At 52.2% G+C, this 22,017-nt stretch carries 18 protein-coding genes, 1 tRNA gene and 1 other annotated feature (1 of these 20 only partly in view); of the genes, 16 read left to right on the forward strand and 3 right to left on the reverse strand.

The features are described from left to right. Window positions 1–93 precede the first annotated feature (93 nt). From ACAN56_RS23475 to ACAN56_RS23535, 13 genes are all read left to right on the forward strand, one after another. A complete protein-coding gene (locus ACAN56_RS23475) occupies window positions 94–1,422 on the forward strand; it encodes an ABC transporter substrate-binding protein (protein WP_379145940.1) in 1,329 nt (442 codons plus the stop codon). Window positions 1,423–1,495: 73 nt separating this feature from the next. Then, the gene (locus ACAN56_RS23480; protein WP_379145941.1) at window positions 1,496–2,377 is read left to right on the forward strand and encodes a carbohydrate ABC transporter permease; all 882 of its coding nucleotides are present in this window, start codon (window positions 1,496–1,498) and stop codon (window positions 2,375–2,377) included. After that, window positions 2,374–3,222: a carbohydrate ABC transporter permease gene (locus ACAN56_RS23485; protein WP_231578325.1), complete on the forward strand. Its 849-nt coding sequence runs from the start codon at window positions 2,374–2,376 to the stop codon at window positions 3,220–3,222. The genes ACAN56_RS23480 and ACAN56_RS23485 overlap by 4 nt, the downstream gene beginning before the upstream one ends. 63 nt (window positions 3,223–3,285) lie before the next feature. After that, complete coding sequence (locus tag ACAN56_RS23490) at window positions 3,286–4,833, forward strand: DUF4127 family protein (RefSeq protein ID WP_379145942.1); 1,548 nt, start codon at window positions 3,286–3,288, stop codon at window positions 4,831–4,833. A gap of 24 nt (window positions 4,834–4,857) precedes the next feature. After that, window positions 4,858–5,568, forward strand: coding sequence for an N-acetylmannosamine-6-phosphate 2-epimerase (locus ACAN56_RS23495; RefSeq protein ID WP_379146024.1), 711 nt, complete (start codon window positions 4,858–4,860; stop codon window positions 5,566–5,568). Then, the gene (locus ACAN56_RS23500; RefSeq protein WP_038595897.1) at window positions 5,546–6,373 is read left to right on the forward strand and encodes a MurR/RpiR family transcriptional regulator; all 828 of its coding nucleotides are present in this window, start codon (window positions 5,546–5,548) and stop codon (window positions 6,371–6,373) included. Before ACAN56_RS23495 ends, ACAN56_RS23500 begins: the two co-directional genes overlap by 23 nt. A 72-nt stretch (window positions 6,374–6,445) precedes the next feature. Then, window positions 6,446–7,375 (forward strand): ROK family protein, encoded by a 930-nt coding sequence (locus ACAN56_RS23505; protein ID WP_052092276.1) that lies wholly within the window; start codon window positions 6,446–6,448, stop codon window positions 7,373–7,375. Further along, window positions 7,372–8,961: an FAD-dependent oxidoreductase gene (locus ACAN56_RS23510; protein ID WP_379145944.1), complete on the forward strand. Its 1,590-nt coding sequence runs from the start codon at window positions 7,372–7,374 to the stop codon at window positions 8,959–8,961. The genes ACAN56_RS23505 and ACAN56_RS23510 overlap by 4 nt, the downstream gene beginning before the upstream one ends. Before the next feature lie 525 nt (window positions 8,962–9,486). Continuing rightward, entirely contained in the window at window positions 9,487–11,403 is a 1,917-nt protein-coding gene (locus ACAN56_RS23515) for a glycosyl hydrolase family 18 protein (protein WP_379145945.1), read from the forward strand. A gap of 326 nt (window positions 11,404–11,729) precedes the next feature. Continuing rightward, window positions 11,730–12,164 (forward strand): NfeD family protein, encoded by a 435-nt coding sequence (locus ACAN56_RS23520; protein WP_038595893.1) that lies wholly within the window; start codon window positions 11,730–11,732, stop codon window positions 12,162–12,164. Then, window positions 12,164–13,099, forward strand: coding sequence for an SPFH domain-containing protein (locus ACAN56_RS23525; protein WP_038595892.1), 936 nt, complete (start codon window positions 12,164–12,166; stop codon window positions 13,097–13,099). The genes ACAN56_RS23520 and ACAN56_RS23525 overlap by 1 nt, the downstream gene beginning before the upstream one ends. Window positions 13,100–13,208: 109 nt before the next feature. After that, window positions 13,209–13,664 (forward strand): cupin domain-containing protein, encoded by a 456-nt coding sequence (locus ACAN56_RS23530; RefSeq protein ID WP_076110749.1) that lies wholly within the window; start codon window positions 13,209–13,211, stop codon window positions 13,662–13,664. A 191-nt stretch (window positions 13,665–13,855) separates the two neighbouring features. Next, a complete protein-coding gene (locus ACAN56_RS23535; RefSeq protein ID WP_341095898.1) occupies window positions 13,856–14,692 on the forward strand; it encodes an aldo/keto reductase in 837 nt (278 codons plus the stop codon). Window positions 14,693–14,807: 115 nt separating this feature from the next. Here the strand turns inward: ACAN56_RS23535 and asnB are convergent, their stop codons facing one another. Then, window positions 14,808–16,652 (reverse strand): asparagine synthase (glutamine-hydrolyzing), encoded by a 1,845-nt coding sequence (gene asnB, locus ACAN56_RS23540; RefSeq protein WP_038595887.1) that lies wholly within the window; start codon window positions 16,650–16,652, stop codon window positions 14,808–14,810. A 242-nt stretch (window positions 16,653–16,894) separates the two neighbouring features. On the opposite strand from asnB, the gene ACAN56_RS23545 reads away from it, so the two are divergent. Further along, entirely contained in the window at window positions 16,895–17,245 is a 351-nt protein-coding gene (locus ACAN56_RS23545; protein WP_038595886.1) for a hypothetical protein, read from the forward strand. A 280-nt stretch (window positions 17,246–17,525) separates the two neighbouring features. Then, window positions 17,526–17,599: transfer RNA gene (locus tag ACAN56_RS23550), tRNA-Arg, on the forward strand. Between the two features lie 500 nt (window positions 17,600–18,099). On the opposite strand, the gene ACAN56_RS23555 is transcribed toward ACAN56_RS23550, so the two are convergent. After that, on the reverse strand, window positions 18,100–18,951 hold the full coding sequence (locus tag ACAN56_RS23555) for an aldo/keto reductase (protein WP_379145946.1): 852 nt from the start codon (window positions 18,949–18,951) through the stop codon (window positions 18,100–18,102). Between the two features lie 173 nt (window positions 18,952–19,124). Here ACAN56_RS23555 and ACAN56_RS23560 point away from each other — a divergent pair, with 173 nt between their 5' ends. Beyond that, window positions 19,125–19,586, forward strand: coding sequence for a MerR family transcriptional regulator (locus ACAN56_RS23560; RefSeq protein WP_379145947.1), 462 nt, complete (start codon window positions 19,125–19,127; stop codon window positions 19,584–19,586). A gap of 293 nt (window positions 19,587–19,879) precedes the next feature. Here ACAN56_RS23560 and ACAN56_RS23565 read toward each other — a convergent pair whose 3' ends face one another. Further along, window positions 19,880–21,880, reverse strand: a complete 2,001-nt coding sequence (locus tag ACAN56_RS23565; RefSeq protein ID WP_379145948.1) for an arginine--tRNA ligase — start codon at window positions 21,878–21,880, stop codon at window positions 19,880–19,882. Window positions 21,881–21,968: 88 nt separating this feature from the next. Further along, window positions 21,969–22,017 (reverse strand) — a binding site (T-box leader); it runs 173 nt beyond the window's last position.

The raw sequence follows: 22,017 nt of genomic DNA on the forward strand, positions 1-22,017 counted from the left end.
CATCTGCTATACTCCTAAGAAAGAGAGGGCTGAGTGAGAAAAGGTAACATATTTGAGGCTCTCGTCTTATACCACTATCAAGGGGGATTTTGTGTGAGAACAAACAGATCAGGCTTTATTCTGTCACTGCTAGTCGTGATGGCGCTGTCTATGCTGCTGGCCGGCTGTGGAGGGAATGGGAATGCTCCTGCTCCAACCACTTCTGCGAATGGGGCAGAACCTTCTGCTGAAAAGACCGATACGCCCAAATCGGAGCCTGTCACATTGGAATTTTGGACAATTGCCCTTCAGCCCACCTTCAATGATTATTTCAATGATCTGATTGCGAAATACGAGGACAGCCACCCCGGTGTAACGATTGAATGGAAAGACTATCCTTACGATGCCATCTCACAACGGCTGCTGACGAGCACAGCCAGCGGCAAAAGCCCCGATGTAGTGAATCTGAATACAGAATTTGCGAGCCAGCTGGGAAGCAAAGGTGCTTTGCTGAATCTTGCGGATCATCTTACAGCGGAAGAAGCAGGTTCTTATTTTGAAGGGATCTACAACTCTACCGTGTTTGACGGCAAGGCCTATGCGCTTCCATGGTATACAGGTACAGAAGTTCTGTTCATGAATAAAAAGCTTGTTGAGAAAGCCGGTCTGGATCCGTCCAATCCGCCGCAAACCCGGGATGAGCTGATTGAATGGGCCCGTCAGGTTCATCAAAAGACCGGAGCCGCCGGGTATGCACAGCAACTCGTATCCAAGCTGTTTCCGATCGATGGAATCTCCATTCTGAATGAAGATAAGACGGCCGCAGCCTTCAATACGCCGGAAGCTGAAGCCATGATCTCCAAAATGCGCGATCTAATGAAAGAAGGCGTGGTCCTGAAGGAAGATGCGGATTTCACAAAGCAGATCCAGTATTTCTCCGGTGAACAGGTAGCCTTCCAGTTGTCGGGCCCGACCTTTATCAACTTTATCAAGACCTCGGCGCCGGAAGTATATGCGAACACGATTGCGGTTCAACTGCCTACAGGCAAAGCCAACCTCCGGCTCTCTAATTCCATGGATCTGGTTGTGCCGCAAAAGTCGAAGAATCCGGAGCAGGCTGTTGAATTTGCAGCTTTTGTGACCAATGCGGACAATCAGACCGCCTTCTCCAAGGTTGCCAATACGTTGCCATCATCCAAAGCTTCCATTACAGATCCATTCTTCACCAAATCTGACGGCACGCTTGAAGCGGAAGCCAAGGTTGTCTCATCGCAAAGTTTGGATAAGGCTACCGATTATATGGTCGGTGTTCCAAGCGCCTCCGATATCAACTCCGCGCTTGCCCGCGGACTGCAGGAAATATTGCTCAACGGGGCAGATATCAAAAAAACGCTGGATGCTGTGGAAAAAGAAGTGAACGGAATCATTAAACAGGGTTCGTAAACCGCTTAGAGATGCTGGGAGGCGCTGTCCTCCCCTTTATATGCTGCAGTACAGAGGGAGGGAGGAATATCGAATGAAGAGATGGGCACGTTCGGAATCTTTCAGCGCTTGGGCGTTTATGACGCCGGGCCTTGTGTTTCTCGCCATTTTTACATTTTGGCCGATCCTTTACGGAATTCCGCTTGCATTAACCGATTATTCTGTCATCGCCGAGACTCGTTATGTAGGCTTCGAGAATTTCACCAGAGCCTTTCAGGATCACAATTTTATCGTCTCGTTATGGAATTCGCTGGTGTATGTCCTTATTGTTCCGATTATTCAGGTCATCTCTATTCTGATGGCTATTCTCGTAAACAGCCGTCTTCCGGGTGTGAAGATGTTCAGGGCGGCTTATTATATTCCGGTTGTGACTTCGATGGTTGCAGTTGCGCTCATCTGGAGCTGGCTGCTGGGCAACAATGGTGTGGTTAACTATCTGCTGATCCAAGCCGGAATCATCGACGGGCAGGTCTCGTGGCTGTCGAGCAGCAGCACCGCATTATATGTCCTGATGTTTATCACCATGTGGAAAGGTCTCGGTTATTACATGATGCTGTATCTGGCGGGTCTTCAGGGTATTCCCTCAGATTTGTATGAAGCGGCCAGAGTGGATGGGGCGGGTCCCCTGAGGCTCGTTGTGCATGTGACGATTCCTCTGCTGAGACCTCATATCCTGTTCTGTACGCTGATCTCGATTATGGGGGCGGTCCGGGTATTCGATGAGGTATACATTCTGACCAAAGGCGGGCCGGGAACCTCGACGCTGACCTCCAGCGTGTATATTTTTCAAAAGGGACTGGAGCAGTTCAACTTCGGATATGCATCCGCGCTTGGTCTGATAGTCAGCGTTATTATAGGGGCGCTTAGCATTCTGGTGTTCCGCTTTAACCGGAAAGGCGGGGTGAATTCATATTGAACACAACGAGCAGATCATTCAAACAGCTGAAAAATGGAGTCCGTTATTCCGTCATTTACCTTCTGCTAATTTTGCTGGCCCTGTTCATGATGGGCCCTTTCCTCTGGCTGCTCAGTGTGTCACTGATGCCCGGCAGAAATGTGTTCTCCAGCCCGCCGGCCATTCTGCCGACGTTCATTGACTTTGATAACTACGTGCAGGTCTGGCAGTTCATGTCCTTTCCGCGCTATATTACGAATACGGTCATTATTGCTGGGCTTGGGGTGGTGTTTAATGTTCTGCTGGCCAGTACGACGGCGTATCCGCTGGCAGTCTTTCATTTCAAAGGCCGGAATTTCGTGTTCACGCTGTTGATCGCCACCATGATTATTCCCTCCTCCACGGCAATGATTGTGCATTATCTGACCATTCAGGCTTTTCACTTAGGCAATTCCTATCTGGGGGTTGTGCTTCCGGCCGCTGTGTCGGTATTCAATATTTTTCTGATGCGCCAGACCTTTCTGGGTATTCCGTCGGATATCAGGGATTCAGGGAAAATGGACGGCGCTTCAGAGCTCCGCATCTTCTGGCAGCTCGTTCTGCCGCTGGTCAAACCAGGGATTGCCGTCATTGTGCTGCTGGAAGTCATGGCGTTCTGGAATAACTTCCTGTGGCCGATTGTCATCCTGGATGATCCCGAGAAATATCCGCTGGCTGCCGCGCTTACGTACCTGAACGGCCAGTTTTCGTATAACTTCGGCTGGATTGCCGCAGGGACGATGATATCGGTCATTCCTATTATTGTAGTCTTTCTATTTACCCAGAAATATTATATGGAAGGTATCGCAGGTGCGATCAAAGGTTAAGAACGGATACCGGCTGACCCTGCAAGGGATTCAATGATCAGATAGAAAGGATGGCGGGTAAGAATGGCGAATTCATACACAATCGCATTTGTGCCGCTGGATGAGCGGCCCTGCAATTACGAGTTCCCCCCTCTGTTGGCTAGGGGAACAGATTTTGAGGTGCAGCGTCCCCCGATGCAGCTGATGGGACTGAAGAAACGTCCCGGAGATACGGACGGGTTATGGAGATGGTTTGAAGAGGCCTGCTCCCAGGCGGACGGTGCGGTGGTTGCTATAGATACATTGCTGTACGGAGGGATTATCCCCTCCAGACTGCATAGCTTGCAGCTGGAGGAGCTTGCCGCAAGGCTTGATAAGCTGCGGGATCTCAAACGGCTGCACCCGAAGCTGGTCATATATGCCTTTCAGCTTATTATGCGCTGCCCGCAGTATTCGCTGTCCGACGAAGAGCCAGATTATTATGCCGATTGGGGCCGGGAAATTTTCCGCAAAGGTTTTATTGGCCACCGCAAGGAGCTCGGCAACGCATCAGGAGAGGAACTGCAGGAGCTTGCGGAGATTGAAGCACGGCTTCCGCAGGAAATACTGGATGATTACCTCGCACGGCGCAGCATTAATATTGAAGCGAATAAACTGGTGCTGGAGCTGGTGAAGGAAGGCATTATCGAGTTCCTGATTTTCCCGCAGGATGACTCGGCACCCTTCGGGCATACAGCCAAAGATCAGCAGAAGGTCCGCACGCGGATTACGGAGCTTGATTTGGAGCTTAAAGCCTATATGTACCCCGGTGCAGACGAGGTGGGCTGCACGCTGCTGGCACGGATGATTAATAAAACTACAGGATCAGTGCCGCTCATTTATCCGAGGTTGTCCTCGGTGCAGGGAGCATTCGTCACCCCGTTGTTCGAAGACCGCTTTTTCTATGAGACGCTGAAGTACCAGATTACCGCCGCTGGAGGCCTGATTGCTTCCAGTGCCCAGGAGGCGGATCTTGTGCTGCTGCTGAATACGCCGGGAGAGACAATGATGGAAGCGGTATCGCAGCATCAGTCTTTTTTCAGCTATGATGTGTACCGGAACCTGATGGAGCTTGTGGAATACGGCGATTATATAATGAAACATAAAGGCAAGCCCGTTGCCGTTGCCGATGTCGGCTATGCCAATGGCGGTGACCAGAAGCTGGTCAAAATGCTGCGGGAAAAGGGAATGCTGTTTGAACTCGCAGGTTATGCCGCCTGGAATACAAGCTCCAACACGCTGGGGACGGTCATTGCGCAGGCTATGATCTATCTGCATTACGGGCGCACAAAAGAGCATTTGGACTTCCTTGGTCTCCGGTATGCTGAGGATGTATGCTATTGCTCAGTCGTCCGCGGGGAGCTTAGTGAGGGTCCAATCGAGGAGCTGGGCTGCGGCAAATATCTGCTCGACGGACAGCGGGGAAAGGTCTCGGCTCTGGTTGAACAGCGGCTGCGCCAGGAGTTGGCGTCAAGAATCGATGGTCCCGGGGGCACGGTAGAGATTACAGACTGCTACATGCCTTGGAACCGGATGTTTGAGGTAGGGCTCTCCGTTCGCTTTGTGCCAGCCGGGGAATCCAAGGAACAATAGACTACTAGAGAGAGGGTGGGGACCCTGAATACGATATTGCAAAAGCTGCGTCATGGACTAATTGTTTCCTGTCAGGCACTTCCGGGTGAACCGCTGCATGGTGCTGAAATCATGGCACGCATGGCAGCTGCCGCCGAGGAAGGAGGGGCTGTAGGCATCCGGGCAAATGGCTCCGCAGACATCCGGGCGATCAAAAGTGCCGTCTCGCTGCCGGTTATCGGCATTATCAAGAGGGATTATCCGGGTTCGGAAGTATATATCACACCAACACTAAGAGAAATTGACGAACTGCTGGAGGCCGGGGCCGATATGATCGCCTTTGATGCGACAAGGCAGAAGAGACCGGGAGACAGCACCTTGGAGCAAATCGTCGCTTTTCTGCACCGGAGCGGCACGGCTTCGATGGCCGACATTTCGATTCTGGAGGAGGCTGTCCATGCAGAAGCGCTGGGGGTCACCTGCGTCTCGACCACACTCTCGGGCTATACTCCGTATTCCCTGCAGCAGGAAGGGCCTAACTTTGAACTGCTGCAAAGCGCTGTTGATCGTTTGTCCATCCCGGTTATTGCGGAAGGCAGAATGAATGAACCCGCCCAGGTGCAGCAGGCTCTGGAGCTTGGAGCTTATGCGGTAGTTGTGGGTTCAGCCATTACAAGACCCCAGCTGATTACCGGGCGATTTATGGCAGCAATTAGAAAGGTGGCTGTTAACGATGGAAATGACGGATCGGATTAATACGTATTATCCTTCCATGACCAAATCGGAGCAGAAGGTGGCCCGTTGTGTGCTTGAGCATCCGGATAATATCATCTATTTTTCGGTTACGGAGCTTGCGGATTTTGCCGGCACCGGTGAAACCACGGTTATGCGCTTCTGCCGCAAAATCGGATTTAAGGGTTACCAGGACTTCAAGCTTATGCTTGCCCAAGGGCTGCCAAAGCAGCAAGCCTTGTCCGGCCGTGAAGGCAGAGACGGGGATTATCCGACGCATCTTTACGAATCTATGGTTGATGTCCTCCAATCCAGCCTGAGCATGCTGGACCGCGGACAGCTTGAAGAATCCGTTAATCAAATTGATGCGGCGCGCCATGTGCAGTTTTTTGGGGTAGGCTCATCGGCGATTACCGCACTGGATGCCAAAAATCGCTTTCTGCGTATCGGCAGACGGGTTGAGGCCATAGCGGACAGCCACATCCAGTCGATGATGGCAGTAACGATGGGCAAAGGGGATATCGCCTTCGGCATCAGCGTTTCCGGAAGCACTCTGGATACCAATGATATGTTAATGAAGGCGAAGCAGAACGGGGCGAAGATCATTGCCATGACCAACTACGCGAAGTCCCCCATCGCGTCTATTGCTGATATCGTTCTTCTCACTGCCGGTAAAGAGTCGCCTCTGGAAGGCGGGTCCATCGGTGCGAAGATCTCCCAGTTGTTTATTATCGACCTGATCTGTGAGGGACTGGAACGCAGGCATACAGATGAGACGAAGAACATGAAGGAACGGACGGCAAGAGCTGTCATTGACCGTATTTATTGAGGGTGCAGCCGCAGCCTCAATACATCTGCCTCTCCATCGAATGATACGAGAGCTAAAGGGAGGGACGCGAGGATGAGACGGGTCATCGGTGTGGATATCGGAGGGACAGCCGTTAAAGGGCTGGTGCTCGACGAGATCGGAAACGTATGGGCGGAAGCCAGTCGCGATACGGAAGCATGGCAGGGCCGGGAGGCAATACTCGGCAAGCTGAATGCTGTGGTCTGCGAACTGCTTAAAGCCTGTCCGGTTCAGGCCATCGGGATTGCTTCGGCGGGCAGAGTAAATACAGACACGGGTGAAGTGGTGTATGCCACCGATAATTTACCCGGATGGCAGGGGCTTCAGCTTGCCGGTTGGGCGGAGGATACCTTCAAATTGCCTGCAGCCGCCGATAATGATGCGAACGCCGCACTGCTGGGCGAGGCTTGGCAGGGAGCAGGCCGCGGACGGCACAATCTGGTCATGCTCACGCTGGGTACCGGAGTAGGCGGAGCGCTTATGATTCAAGGCTTGCTTAACCGGGGAAAGCACTGGAGCGGCGGAGAATTCGGGCACAGTGTCCTGTTTCCCGGCGGCCGGCTCTGTAATTGCGGCCGCCGGGGCTGTGTAGAGCAATACGTCTCGGGTTCCGCGTTGCTGCGGCTCGGAAATGAACTGACAGGCCGGGCGTATGAACATGGAGCGGAGCTTATGAGCGACGCGCGGCGGGGTGATCCAGATGCCCTGCAGGTTCTCGAACACTACACCTCTGATTTGGCAGTAGTCTTGGACAATATTGGAGCTACGCTTGATCCGGAGCTTATCGTGATTGGCGGCGGGGTTATTCATGACCGGGACGTCTGGTGGCCGCTGCTAAAAAACAGGCTGCAAGGCGAGGGACTTTCCAACATCCTTGCAGCGGCGGAGCTTGGGAACCGGGCAGGCTGCTTCGGCGCGGCCAAGCTTGCATTGGATTGCTTCCGGCAGCTGCCGGACGGATATGAGGAGGAGGATACCGCATGACATTCGGACAAGTGAAACAAAGTGATGTGATCATCATCGGCGGGGGCCTTGGAGGAACTGCCGCGGCTCTCGCCGCAGCCAAGGCAGGGTTGCGCGTAATCCTAACTGAGGAAACGGATTGGCTGGGGGGACAGCTGACCTCGCAGGCGGTTCCGCCGGATGAGCACCGCTGGATCGAGAACTCCGGCAGCACGGCTACCTACCGGGAGTTCCGCAACAGGGTGCGGGAGTATTACAGACGCAATTATCCGCTTACGGAGTCTGCCAGAAACAATCCGCTGCTCAATCCGGGGAACGGCTGGGTCAGCCGGCTTGCCCATGAGCCGAAGGTTGCACTTAGCGTTCTGCATGAAATGCTGGCTCCCTATGTACATTCGGGACGGATTGAAGTGCTTTATTATACGGTTCCCGTTCATGCTGAGACGGCAGGCGATGAGGTCACGGCGGTGACGGTCTTACATACCGTGAAAGGAACCGAGATCAAGCTTAAAGGGGCGTATTATCTGGATGCGACGGAATGCGGCGATCTGCTGCCGCTTGCGGGGGTGGAGTATCGAAGCGGCGCTGAATCACGCCATGAGACAGGGGAACCGCATGCGCTGGATGAAGCGGACCCGCTCGATATGCAGTCGATTACCCATGTCGCTGCCGTCGATTATGTACCAGGCGGCGATTTTACGATAGAACGGCCTGAGGACTATGACTACTGGCTTCAATATGTGCCTTCCTTTTCAATGTATCCCATTCTCAGCTGGTACGCCTCCGATGCCAGTGATACGACGAAGCTGAAGCAATTCACCATGTTTCCCAATGACGAGGGGATTGTCTCGCTGTGGGATTACCGGAGGATTGTCGATCCTGCGGTCTGGAGCCTGCCGCTCAATGACGGTGAAGTCACCCTGCTGAACTGGGCGCTGAACGATTATTATGCCGGTCCGCTGATCGGAGTGCCTCCCGGGGAACGGGAACGGCATTTGAAAGGAGCCAGACAGCTGACGTTGTCACTTGTCTATTGGCTTCAGACGGAAGCGCCCCGACTGGATGGCGGGAAGGGGTACCCGGGGGTGAGGCTGCGGGGAGATGTACTTGGGACAGAGGACGGGCTTGCGAAGTCTCCCTACATCCGTGAAGCAAGAAGGATCTGCGGACTCTACACGGTGACAGAGCTGGATGTAAGCAAGGAGCTGCGCGGTGAAGCGGGACCTATGCGCTATGAGGACAGTGTGGGCGTTGGAAGCTATCATCTGGATCTTCATCCCACGACCGTATCCCAGCGCACGTTCTACATCCCCAATCATCCGTATGAAATTCCGCTGGGCTCACTGATCCCTATTCGCGTCACGAACCTGCTTCCGGCCTGCAAAAATATCTCAATGACCCAGATCGCAAACGGCTGCTACCGCCTTCATCCAACCGAATGGAACATTGGTGAAGCTGCGGGACTTCTGGCCTCTTACGCCATTACAAATAAAGTTCTGCCGCGTGAGCTTCATGGATCGGATGACCATCGCAAGGCTTACCAGCAACTCTTACTAGAACATGGCGTCCAGCTTCACTGGAGTGATACAGAGCTGGAAATGCAGTAGGTGACAGGATAATCGCATCTGGTGGCAAAGGATACCATCACCTCTTGAACTGTCGGAGCGTGAGGGACCGCCTTTGTCACCGTAATTCTAACCCTTCCTCAAATAGGGGACAGAGGCACAGTTATTGCTGCCAAAAAAACTGGAAATTAGATGATATTCCCCCCTGACTATGGAAATTTCCCCCTAGCTTAATCTTGTGCTTTATATGACAATAAGATTGCCTTCATCCTTCTTATGTTATGAATCCTCCTATTCCATGTACACCATCCCTCCCAACTATTTTGTAGGCATAAGCATTGTCCCGGACAACATTACCGGGATTGCAACCCATGAACAGCAATACAAGATTAAGAGCACAGATTATTTTTTCTTGCGCTTTTTTTGTGTGCGTAATCTACCATCCTGATCTCATGAATCTGATAGAGACACTGGATGAAGGTGAATCCGAACCAGGAGGTGACTTTGGGGAGCTTTGCCTGTAAAGAGGACTGCTGGCTATGCATTGAACCGAGGAGGTAAATGAAAATGAGGTCGACAAACAGCAGATTTCGTAAAACCTTTGCGCTTGGTATGGCCGTTGCTCTTGTGATTGCACTCTTTTCAACGATAGGCACCAGTGTCAAAACTGCAAATGCGGCTGCGGGCTACAAGCTCGTCGGTTATTATGCTTCCTGGGCTGCCTATGGGCGAGCCTACAACGTAACGGATATCGATCCCAGTAAAATGAATGTAATCAACTATGCGTTTGCCGATATATGCTGGAACGGGGTTCACGGCAATCCTGACCCGAGCGGACCCAATCCGGTCACCTGGACCTGCCAAAATGAGCAAGGCCAAACGATCAGTGTTCCGAATGGAACGATTGTGCTGGGTGATCCCTGGATTGATGCCCAGAAAAGCTTTGGGGATGACAAGTGGGATGATCCGATTAAAGGCAACCTGAAGCAGCTATGGAAACTGAAAGAAAAGAACCCGAATCTTAAAACGGTGATATCCGTCGGCGGCTGGACCTGGTCGAACCGGTTCTCGGATGTTGCCGCTACGGCAGCGACCCGTGAAGTATTCGCAAATTCCGCAGTCGATTTCATCCGCAAATATCAAATGGATGGTGTCGATCTGGACTGGGAATACCCGGTCAGCGGAGGCCTTGCAGGCAATAGCTACCGTCCGGAGGATAAGCAGAATTATGTGCTGCTGCTGCAGAAAATCCGTGAAAAGCTGAATGCGGCCGGAACCGCTGACGGTAAAACCTACCTGCTGACCATTGCCTCTGGTGCAAGTCCTGCCTACGTTCAGAATAACAACCTTAGCGGCATTGCTGCTGTTGTCGACTGGATCAACATTATGACCTATGACTTCAACGGCAGCTGGAACACGACTACAGGACACAATGCTCCGCTCTACTATGACCCGGCAGCAGCCTCATCAGGTCTGACCGATCCGGCGAATTACAATATCGACAAGGCTGTCACAAGCTATCTCGCAAGCGGAGTCCCGGCGAATAAGCTTGTCCTGGGCATGCCGTTTTACGGACGCGGCTGGGGTGGTGCGCCGAGTACAGGAAACGGGCAATATCAGGTTTCGGCCGGTATTTCGTCCACAGGCACATGGGAAAAGGGAAACTATGATTTCTACGATCTGGAAGCTAACTATATTAACAAAAACGGCTATACCCGCTACTGGAATAACACCTCAAAAGTTCCTTATCTCTACAATCCGTCTACACAAACCTTCATCAGCTATGATGACGCCGAGTCGATCGGCTATAAAACCAGCTATATCAAAACCAAAGGCCTGGCAGGAGCGATGTTCTGGGAGACCAGCGGCGACCGCAACAAAACACTGCAAAACAAGCTGAACACCGATCTGGGCGGCGGAGTGGTGCCGACGCCAACACCGACTGCAACGCCAACAGCCACAGTGAAACCGACATCAACGCCAACGGCTACACCGACTCCGACACCAACAGCTACTGTGAAACCAACACCAACGCCTACTGCTACTGTTACCCCGACGCCAACTGCAACACCGGGGCAATGTACAGCGGCGGCCTGGAACGCGGCAACCATCTACACCAAGGGCCAGCAGGCTTCCAATGGAGGTGTGCTGTATGAAGCCCAGTGGTGGACACAGGGGGAACGCCCTGATCTGAGCGGTGCATTCGGGGCCTGGAAAGTGATTGGCACCTGCGGCAACACCACGCCAGCGCCAACGGCTACGGTGAGTCCGACAGCAACGCCAGTACCAACGGCAACACCCGTACCAACAGCTACAGTAAGCCCGACGGCAACGACCGGGGGATCTGCCTGGGCAGCAGGAGTGGCCTATACAGCAGGCGATAAGGTAAGCTACAGCGGCAAACCTTACATCTGCCTGCAGTCGCATACCTCGCTGCAAGGTTGGGAACCGGCGGTAACGCAGGCTCTATGGCAGCTGATTTAGCGCTAAATTCCATCTGAACAGCAAAAAAAGCTTGCAGAGAAGGCTGCGCCTCGATCTGTAAGCTTTTTTTATTATGTCATAATCACCAGCAGAATCACTTCACCGGATCGAATGTAGAAACAGCGGATGTACAAGCCCCGTCTTCCTGTATAATGTCAGAATTGTGTGGATTTTTATGAAGAAGGCTGATTGTGGTGCTCATAACCTTCCATAGGCTGAAATATAATGAAAAAGCATGGCTGTGTCCCAGCCCTGATAAAACTAATGCAACGCTATGCCGTTTTTTTCGTTATAGTAGTATATAGCGGAAGGTGGTGGATTCACCGATGGAGGCTTGGATAGTTTGGTTGATTGCAGCCGGCGTTCTGTTTGTGATTGAAATGTTTGCGCTTACTTTTTATCTTCTCTGGTTAAGCATAGGTGCTCTGGCGGCTGGTCTGATCTCACTTGTGTTTCCTGAGGCGATTTTGCTGCAGGTGGTCGTCGGTTCATTGGTTGCCCTCGTCCTGACCTTTTTCACCAAACCGCTGGTCGCGAGATTCCGCAACTCACGGGGGTTTAAGGATACAGGGACAGAGATTGTCGGAAGACAAGGTATTGTCGTCGAGCCGATTGTGCCGGGACAGTACGGGCAAGTCAAAGTGGGCGGTGACACCTGGAGCGCAACCTCGGTTCAAGCTCTGGGTAAAGATCAGGCAGTCCGTGTCATCCGAAGAGGCAACACGATTATCGAAGTAGAACGATGGGGGGATAAGTACTAATGGAATGGGCAATTATCGGTATTGTTATTGCTGTCGTCGTCGTTTTTATCGCGCTTACGATCAAAATCGTACCGCAGCAGCGGGTAGGGGTTGTGGAGCGTCTCGGTAAATTCCACCGGCTGCTTACACCGGGTCTGAATATTCTGATTCCGATTATTGATCAGGTGCGGACCTACCATGATTTGCGGATTCAACAGGCCAATGTGCCGCCGCAAACCGTAATCACCAAGGATAACGTGCAGGTGCAGATCGACACGATCATTTTCTATCAGGTGGTTGGTCCGGAAGAAGCGACTTATGGAATTTCCGATTATGTATATGGTGTGCGCAACATTTCCACAGCTACGATGCGGCAGATTATCGGTAAGCTGGAGCTGGATGAAACGTTGTCCGGCCGGGAAAAAATCTCCTCGGATATCCGCCTGGCTCTGGATGAAGCGACTGAAAAATGGGGCGTGCGGATCGAGCGGGTGGAAGTTATTGATATCAAGCCACCGCTGGACATTCAGGAAGCGATGGATAAGCAGATGAAGGCAGAACGCAGCAAGCGGGCGATTGTGCTGGAGGCGGAAGCCGCCAAACAGGATATGATCCTGCGTGCTGAAGGGGATAAGCAGAGCAAGATTCTGAAAGCGGAAGGCGATAAGGAAGCGCGTATCCGTCAAGCGGAAGGGTTCCGCCAGGCGCAGGAGCTGGAAGCACTGGGCCAGGCCAAAGCGATTCAGGCGGTCGCCGAAGCCGAGAAGACGCGGATCGCACTGATCGCCAGCGCAGGGCTGGATGAGCGTGTGCTGGCTTATCAATCTTTTGAAGCGTTAGGCGAAATCGCTAAGGGACCGGCCAACAAGGTGTTCCTGCCGACCAGCGCTGTTGAAACGCTGGGCAGTCTCGGGGCCATTGCCGAGGTGTTTAAGGCGAGCAAGGACAGCAAATAAGCGGAAGAGGATTAGACAATTGCGGCACATTCCGTTAAAGTAAAAGCAAAACTTAAGCGTAAGCTTACGAAGCCAGTTTTGCTTCGCAAAACTTTAAGGAGACGATACTGTGACGCAAAAAGAAATTTCTCCGCTGGTCGAAGCGCTGGGGCTGCAGCCTCACGTTGAAGGCGGATGGTACAAAAGACTTTGGAAATCATCCTTTGATATCCCGCAAGAAACACTGGGAAGCAGCTATTCGGGCTCCAGAGCCTCAGCTTCTTCGATTTATTTTCTGCTTCATCCGGGCGAAACCTCGGAATGGCACACGGTGCTGTCTTCCGAAATCTGGCTGTGGCATTCCGGCAGCCCGATTGTGTTAAGCCTTGGAGGCAGCGGTGACAAGCCGGAGGATGTTACCGAGGTTATCCTGGGTCTCGACATCGCCGCCGGCCAGCAGCCGCAGGTGGTTATTCCGGCAGGAGTATGGCAGGCGGCCCGGGTGCTAGGCGACGAGCCGGTGCTGGTCTCCTGCATCGTATCCCCGGAATTCCATTTTGATGATTTCAAGCTAATCGACAAATAAGCGAATTCTAAAATAAGTGCAGACTGTGAACACAGACTGCACTTATTTTTTATTCTGATTTACCTGTCCAGAGCGGCATTTTGGACCTGCGGGAGCAATCTGCTATACTGATTCTGGTCATCGGCTGATTATGCGGCCTCTTTTAAGGTTAAGAAAGTTAGATCAATATCATTAGGCTTGGAGGGTTAACGATGAGTGAATTGAACGGACCGTTTTCGGGTGGACCTACATTAAATGACGGAGTAACTATGCCGTGGCTGGGACTGGGCGTATGGCAGACCAAAGATGGTGAGGAAGTTATCAACGCGGTAAAAGCAGCAGTGGAAACAGGCTATCGCAGCATTGATACGGCAGCTGGATACAATAATGAAGAAGGCGTCGGACAAGCCATCCGTGAATGCGGAGTGCCCCGGGAGGAACTGTTCATTACGACCAAGCTGCGCAATCCTGATCAAGGTTATGAATCCGCATTACAAGCGTTTGAAGTCAGCCGCCGTAAGCTGGGGCTGGATGTAATTGATCTGTATCTGATTCACTGGCCGGTCGCCGGCAAGTACCGGGAGAGCTGGAAGGCGCTTATTCATCTGCAAAAGGAAGGTTTCGTGAAATCCATCGGGGTGAGCAACTTCCAGATCCATCATCTGCAGGATATTATCGACGATACAGGTGTGGTGCCTGTGGTCGATCAAGTGGAGTTCCATCCGCTCTTGACCCAGCGCGAGCTGCTAAAATATACACGCCAGCATGACATTCAGCTGGAGGCCTGGAGTCCGCTGATGCAGGGCAATCTGGATGTGCCGCTGCTTAAAGAGCTGGCCGGCAAATATGGCAGAACTGTCGCCCAAATTGTCCTGCGCTGGGATCTGCAGCAGGGTGTCATTACCATTCCCAAATCGGTTCATGCAGAGCGGATCACAGAGAACGCCGGATTTTTCGACTTCACGCTTAGCGACGATGACGTTAAGGCAATTGAGAACCTGAACCAGAACCACAGGTTCGGTCCGGACCCGGATAATTTTAATTTCTGAGCAAGCCTCTTACAATAGGAAACTGCAAACAGCAAGCCTCCGGTTGGGGGCTTGCTGTTTGCAGTTATTGGCTGTGTGCAGAGAGCAGAGAGCAGAGAGCAGAGAGCTTAGCGATTTACCCGATAGATACGTTATACTTGCGCAGCCACAGGTTAACCTGGGCGAGATAAGCGAACAGCTGCGGGCCGGACATCAGCTGGCCGAACCAGGGCAGATTGCTGGAGGATTCGGGAGAGGCAGCGATTTCACGGATCTTGGCTGCATCAATCAACGGCAGGATGGGCGAAGTGGAATCATCCAGAATGCCCAGCATCTGAGTCCGGACGGCATTTAAATAGGCCGGATTATGGGTTTTGGGGTAAGGGCTTTTTTTACGATAGAGCACATCATCCGGCAGGATGCCTTCGAGTGCTTTGCGCAGAATGCCTTTTTCCCGGTTGCCTACGGTTTTAATTTCCCAAGGGATGTTGAATACATACTGGACGAGCCGGTGGTCGCAATACGGCACGCGGACCTCCAGTCCTGCACCCATGCTCATCCGGTCCTTACGGTCCAGCAGTGTCGGCATGAAGCGGGTGATGTTGAGATAGGACATTACGCGCATCTGCGCCTGCTTGCCGGTCTCACCGTCAAGCTTCGGCACCTCCGCTACCGCATCGCTGTATCTGTCACCTAAATATTCCAGTGGACGTATCCATTCCCCCACTTCCGGCGACAATAGACCTGCACGCATTTTGGGGGCTACCGACCAGGGGAACGTGCCGGAGGAGAGCATCTCGTCCCGGTGGAACCAGGGATACCCGCCAAAAATCTCGTCCGCCGCCTCGCCGGAGATGGCCACGGTCGCGTTCTTTTTAATCTCACGGCAAAATAGATACAGCGAAGAATCCACATCCGTCATCCCCGGCAAATCGCGGGATTCCAGGGCATTGTCCAGCGCCGTTACCAGCTCCGGTGTATCAAAGGCTACATAATGGTGATTCGTGTTCAACTCATCAACCATCCGCTTAATCCACGGACCATCTGCGCCGGGCTGAAAGGTGTGGCTTTTGAAATGCTTGTCGTTGTCGACATAATCGACGGAATAGGTATCCACCCGGCCTTGGCCGGTGCGGTTGTAATAATCCACAGCGAGCGCGGTCAGTGCGCTGGAATCGAGCCCCCCGGACAGCAGGGAGCAGACCGGAACGTCAGAAACCAATTGCCGCTCCAGTGTATCCTGCAGCAATTCACGCACTCTGGAGGCTGTTTCTTCTTCATTTTCCGTGTGATGATTGCTTTCTAATTTCCAATAAGCATAGCTGCGCAGGCCTTCCCGGCTATAAATCATGGCATGACCTGGACGAAGCTCGAATATATCTTTGTATACCCCATGTCCCGGAGTGCGGGCCGGACCGATGATGAAGATTTCCGCCAGTCCTTCCGGTCCTACCTTCGGTTGTACCTTGGGGTGCTGGAGCAGCGCTTTAGGTTCGGAGCCGAAGACAAAAACATCGTCCACCCGGCTATAGAACAGGGGTTTCACACCCAGGCGGTCGCGTGCCAAAAATACCTGGTCCCGCAGACCGTCCCAGACGGCAAATGCAAAGATTCCGTTCAGCTTCCCGGTGCAATCCGGTCCCCACTCCATATAGGCGTGCAGCAGAACTTCGGTGTCGCACTCGGTGAGAAAATGGTGTCCCCGCTGTTTCAGTTCCTTTTTGAGCTCGGGGGCGTTATATAATTCGCCGTTGTACACAATAGCGTACACCTTATCGTCATGGCGGGCGATCATAGGCTGTGCGCCGTTCTCGGGATCGATAACGCTTAGTCTGCGGTGACCGAAGGCACAAGGCCCTGAAATCCAGGTTCCGGCCGCATCCGGCCCGCGGTTGGCCAAGGTTTCAGTCATTTTTACGAGCAGTTGCGAGTGCTGTGTGAGGTCGCCGCGCCACTGGATAAATCCGGTTATTCCGCACATGATGGTTCATCCTCTCTTTTGTGCGATTGTTGTCCAAATATAAGAATTTATATGCTCCACGCAATAAATTATCCTTATATTTCTCGCTGAAATGGATGCCGTCCTTTAAGGACGGCGCAGCCGATTTCACTTGTTTCTTTTTTGCCAAGTAATACAGATATATGCCGAAGGAAGGGATAAAATGTATGTCCTTATCCGAACACTAAGGGAGAGGGAAATTTGCCAGGAGGGATGGATGACAAGTGTATTATATTAAAGACGCCAAAATCCGCAGAATGACCGAATATGACGGCGCGCCTTGTGCAGAAGTGGGCGTATTGCCGGGAGCTGTAGGCGATTCCGCACTTTTGGTGTACATTGTTGAAGACCAGCGCGAGGAAGGTTATGAAATTGTGCGGATTCTGACGAATGACGCGAATACTGCAACCGATTGGTTTGATAACAATTTGCATGACGCTTTTCAGGATGTGACGGCCAGTGCTTTTACTGGCAGCATCATTATGAGCCCCGAGGATGAACGCTCCAAATTCCAGCGAGAACTGCTTATCTTCGGCGACTTGAAAAAGCAGCTGGAACAGCATTTCCACAAGTGACTCCTGAAATCCGGCGATTGGATGCGGCAAAACTGCCGCAGTCTGCCCCGGGGGTAGAACGGATTGGGGTGAGCGGCTGGCCGCCGCTGATTCTGCCCCGGGGACAGAAATGCTGTGGGAGGGTAACTGGTGAGGATAGGCTGATCTGCTGTGCTGCCGTTGCTGTTTCGCCGTATTTTAGTAAATTATATTGCTGCAGCCTTGAAAAAAAATCTGAATGCGGTATAATAGAGAACGTTGCGTGAATACATATGTTTTAGGAATCAATTACTTCACTTTTGTCCCGGTAGCTCAGTTGGATAGAGCATGCGCCTTCTAAGCGCACGGTCGGGGGTTCGAATCCCTTCCGGGACGTCACACAAAACAGCCTTCCTTCGGGAAGGCTGTTTGTGCGTCCGGGGGTGAGAAGCCCCTGGGGGCGTTGGAGCATCTGCATCGGGAGGATAAACATCGCAAGAGGGGCGGCTTTATTACCCTCTATCTTTGGAGCACCCTATTTGCTGGTCCGCCTGATAATACGCGTCTGCACTAGCGGGCAAACCGCCCGCTAATCCAGCATGCACCGAGGAATTGCAGCAACTAAAAGGAATAGCACCCGCTAATTTTCTACAGTGTGCTTAATCTAACGTCTGAGTGAAATTTATAGGGCGGGAAACGATAGTTGCAATAAGTGAACACTATTCGCGGGCAGGATAGTTATAGATGTCTCGGTGGTTCTGTGTGTTACCTGTAATGGTAGGAGTATAGATTTCGTTGCACCCTTAGCAGCAGTTTTAAAAGGACAAGGGGGACCCGCCCTGTCCTTTCTTAATAGATGAGGATAAACGCGTGATGAGTTACGGTTCGATCAAGGTTTACAGATCGACTCTCCAGTTGCCCATCATCTTGGCGATTTCCGGATCGCGGTACGATAAGAAAAGGCTTTCCCGCGTATCGAGAGTGGAAATTTGTTCGATATCGTCTGCGCTCAACTCAAAATCGAAAATGTTGAAGTTTTCGACGATCCGCTCTTTGCGCACCGATTTTGGAATAGCAACGACTCCACGCTGAACAAGCCAGCGAAGCACGACCTGGGCTACGGACTTGTTGTGTTTTTCTGCGATCGAGACTAGCATTTTGTTGCCGAACAAGTTGTTAAGTCCTTCAGCAAACGGGGCCCACGACTGGTGCTGAACTCCCTGCTCTTTCATAAAAGCGGCGATCTCGATTTGTTGGTAGAACGGGTGTGTTTCGACCTGGTTTACCGCCGGCACGATTTCGTTATGCACGATGAGGTCCATCAGACGGTCGGGCAGGAAGTTGCTGACACCGATCGCCTTGATCTTGCCTTCGCCGTACAGGTCTTCCATCGCACGCCAAGCGCCGTAGTAATCGCCGAACGGCTGGTGAATAAGGTATAGATCGAGATAATCGAGCTGTAGCTTCTTCAAGGATTTGGAAAACGCCAGCTTGGCACTCTCGTAACTGGCATCCTGAACCCAAAGTTTGGTCGTGATGAACAGCTCCTCACGCGGCACGCCGCTGCGCTTGATCGCGCGTCCGACCGCTTCCTCATTCAGATAACCGGCGGCGGTGTCGATCAGGCGGTAACCGGCCATCAGCGCTTCATATACCGCGTTCTCGCATTCTTCAGCATTCGGAACTTGATAGACACCAAAGCCGATGATCGGCATTTTTACACCATTATTTAATGTTACGGTTTGCATTGTAATTCCTCCTAATGATCAAATGTATAATAGCAAACGGCGCGTATCCCCTGAATCGGGCACTGAAGCGGGGATTCCACTTACGGCTCATTTGCATTACAATAAGCTTAGGACCTTCGTGTTACACGAAGTCAAGGCGTCTTCAAAAATTTATTTTCCATGGGGGATTTCACATGCATACGGTCAAAGAAGCCGCCCTAATAACGGGACTCACCGAGCATGCTGTACGCTTTTATACGGATAAAGGCCTGGTGCCAAGCGTACAGCGCAATCAAAATAATATTCGGATGTTCGACGAAGAATCGATCAACTGGCTGCATGGCATCAAATGCCTCAAGCAATCCGGGATGCCGATTGAAGTCATAAAAAGGTACATCGATCTCTGTCTCGAAGGAGATTCGACCATTCCGCAACGCTCCGCACTCATGATGGAGCATAAAGAAGCAGCGCTCGCTAAGCTCGAAGAAGCCAAACAGCACGTTGCCCATTTGGAAGAAAAAACCGCCCTTTATCAAGCCATTATGGAGCACCGCTCTCCAGACACGACCAATCCTAGCAACTGGGACAAAATTCAGCATATGCATAGTGATGTATTTTACTCGCCCCCTGTCGGAAGGCGTGAGAGAGCTACGTGAGACACAACCGTTCTGAAGAAAATACCCGGTTTTAAACTCCAGATTGGCTTGGCAATGAACAAGATTCACATCAGTCATGAACGGAGAACGTTAGCGCAGAAAACAGATCATGAGGCCGCCGCGGACCAATCGGGCGACCTCATTAAGCAAGGCTTGAAGCAGAATTAACAGGCATAATTCCCGCTGATCTTTTTCCCGCAGCGGGTAATCAGCTGCAGTGTTAAACATAGGAGAATACGTGTCTAGTCTATGGTTCACATTGGATCCATGCACAACAACTTCGTAATTCTCCGTTACATCCGCTCCGGCTTCGGCAGGCCAAGCACCTCAAGCACTTCGCCGAGCGTTTCCTGGAATGTTGAAGTAAGCCAGAGACGGAAGCGGATGGTGAGTTGCTCCCCTTTGAGAATCGGGCAGGCGGAATAAAAGTTATTGAACAGCGAGGCCAGAGTATGCGCGTAGTTACAGATTGCATTTGGCGTCAGCTCGATGCTCGCGCTGTATAAGGTGTCTTGCCAGATGCTGAGATGTCTCAGCAGGGCAAGCTCCGCTTTGTCCAGTGGGGCCGGGAAATCCGGCACCGCAGCTGGTTCTGATGCCGCATCCGCTGCCCCATCCGCCGCCGCATCGACTGCCCCATCCGCCGCCAGTACCGCTCTCGCCGCCGTATTTACCGCCATTGCATCCGTCTTCAACGTTGCCGCTGCCGCTGCTCCCAATACGGCTCCTGCCTCCATTCCAGCGGCTTTACTGAGTACACTGCCTGCACGTGCATAGGTATACATCAGGTATACGCCGGTATTGCCGGAAATCTCGGTCGCCTGCTTGAAATCAAACACAATCTCCGTCCCCAGATTGAAACGCAGCAGATAGTAACGGATTGCAGCTGTGGCGATCAGCCGGCTGGACAGGCCGTTTTTGTCGGAGCGGGTGGCTTCAATGGTGTTCTCCATGAGCTGGACCAGCTCGGTGACCTTGATGCCGATGCCCTGACGGCCGGACATGGCGTAAGAGGTTTTGCCGTCCGAGGTATCGATCCCCAGTTCAGCGGCGGAAGCCGGACTAAGAGAAACCACGCCATAGCTTACATGATGAAGCTTCCCGGCTTGCCCGGCATATCCCAATACCTCTAAAGCCTGCTTCACCATCGCCTGCGGATACTCCTGCCGGTAATCAATGACGTTAACTACCATATCTGCCTCTCCAAAAGGCATCTGCTGTCCACTTGGACCCGTCGTCCAAACGCCTGCATTAAACTCGCTGTAGGAGAAGTTTTTGTCCAGCAGTCCGAATTTCCAGAGATGATAGGCGATGTCCTTGGCGGTGTAGGTCAAAATCCCGTTCGAGCGCACCAGCACCTTATCTTTCTGATGTTCCTCTGAATCCGCCCCTGTGCCTTCTGTTGCCGATTGCTTCAGAATCCAGCATCCCGCCAGCTTGCCCTCGGTTTCCTGAACAAAAACGGCTGTCTGTTCCAGCAGCGCAAAAGCAGAGGACCAAAATCCCTCTTTTAAAATGCTGCTCTCCCACACCAGCAAATCGTAGGTGATGCTGAAGTTTTTCATTTCCTCAACATGTTCTCTCACAATCCGTTCAGCCACAAGGCTGCCGAGCCAAGCGGTATTGCCGTTTCCTTCTTCCAATGCGTGGAGAATCTCCGTCCGTTTATGGATCGTCTCAGGATGCAACGCATATTCCTTATTGATTCCGGCGTAGATATCCCAGCAATAATCACCGAAGCGGACATGATCACCCGCGAGCGGCACATTCATTAGCCCGACCACCGTATCTGCCAGCTGATTGCCAAGGTCATCCACATAGTTGTGAACTTCCACGTCGTAACCTGTTTTTTTCAAAATCCTAACCAGCGCATCTCCAATACAGGAGTTTCTCAGATGTCCAATATGCATGGATTTATTTGGGTTCACAGAAGTATGCTCAATGATCACCTTATTCCCGTTCCCTGGCGGCAGCTCAAAGCTGTGATTTGCCCACTCCTGCCAATTCACGTACATATTGATGAAGCCCGGAGCCGCAACCTCGATTCGCTGCAGCAAACCCTTGATCGCCTCCTGTTGCCCAAGCTCCGCTGTGATCAGCTCGGCAATAGCCATTGGGGCCTTGCGCAGGACTTTGGCCAGCTGCATGGCAATATTGCTGGAGTAGTCGCCGAAATCCGGATTAGCGGGCTGTTCAAGAGCGATGGTTAAATGTTCTGGTGCGGCAGCGCTCAGGCTGCTGAATACCTGCTGGACGCTTTGTTCCAGGCTTGTTCTGATAAGTTGGCTTAACACGGGATGAACCTCCTTTAAAATTCTTGAAGCAGATTTGCGTTACATGTACTTAGCGGGCTAAAAAACATCAAAAAAAGCCCACGTCTCTAAAAGAGACGAGGGCTTTAGCGCTCGCGGTACCACTCTCGTTGCTAAAC

It is taken from the genome of Paenibacillus paludis (assembly GCF_042610515.1).
Classification (GTDB): Bacteria; Bacillota; Bacilli; order Paenibacillales; family Paenibacillaceae; genus Paenibacillus_AQ.

Excerpts from the sequence above, each read along its gene's own strand:
- ACAN56_RS23510 (WP_379145944.1), top strand. The coding sequence starts at position 7,372 with ATGACATTCGGACAAGTGAAACAAAGTGATGTGATCATCATCGGCGGG.
- ACAN56_RS23505 (WP_052092276.1), top strand. The coding sequence starts at position 6,446 with ATGAGACGGGTCATCGGTGTGGATATCGGAGGGACAGCCGTTAAAGGG.
- asnB (WP_038595887.1), bottom strand. The coding sequence starts at position 16,652 with ATGTGCGGAATAACCGGATTTATCCAGTGGCGCGGCGACCTCACACAG.
- ACAN56_RS23480 (WP_379145941.1), top strand. The coding sequence starts at position 1,496 with ATGAAGAGATGGGCACGTTCGGAATCTTTCAGCGCTTGGGCGTTTATG.
- ACAN56_RS23555 (WP_379145946.1), bottom strand. The coding sequence starts at position 18,951 with ATGCAAACCGTAACATTAAATAATGGTGTAAAAATGCCGATCATCGGC.
- ACAN56_RS23490 (WP_379145942.1), top strand. The coding sequence starts at position 3,286 with ATGGCGAATTCATACACAATCGCATTTGTGCCGCTGGATGAGCGGCCC.
- ACAN56_RS23500 (WP_038595897.1), top strand. The coding sequence starts at position 5,546 with ATGGAAATGACGGATCGGATTAATACGTATTATCCTTCCATGACCAAA.
- ACAN56_RS23515 (WP_379145945.1), top strand. The coding sequence starts at position 9,487 with ATGAGGTCGACAAACAGCAGATTTCGTAAAACCTTTGCGCTTGGTATG.
- ACAN56_RS23520 (WP_038595893.1), top strand. The coding sequence starts at position 11,730 with ATGGAGGCTTGGATAGTTTGGTTGATTGCAGCCGGCGTTCTGTTTGTG.
- ACAN56_RS23560 (WP_379145947.1), top strand. The coding sequence starts at position 19,125 with ATGCATACGGTCAAAGAAGCCGCCCTAATAACGGGACTCACCGAGCAT.
- ACAN56_RS23535 (WP_341095898.1), top strand. The coding sequence starts at position 13,856 with ATGAGTGAATTGAACGGACCGTTTTCGGGTGGACCTACATTAAATGAC.
- ACAN56_RS23525 (WP_038595892.1), top strand. The coding sequence starts at position 12,164 with ATGGAATGGGCAATTATCGGTATTGTTATTGCTGTCGTCGTCGTTTTT.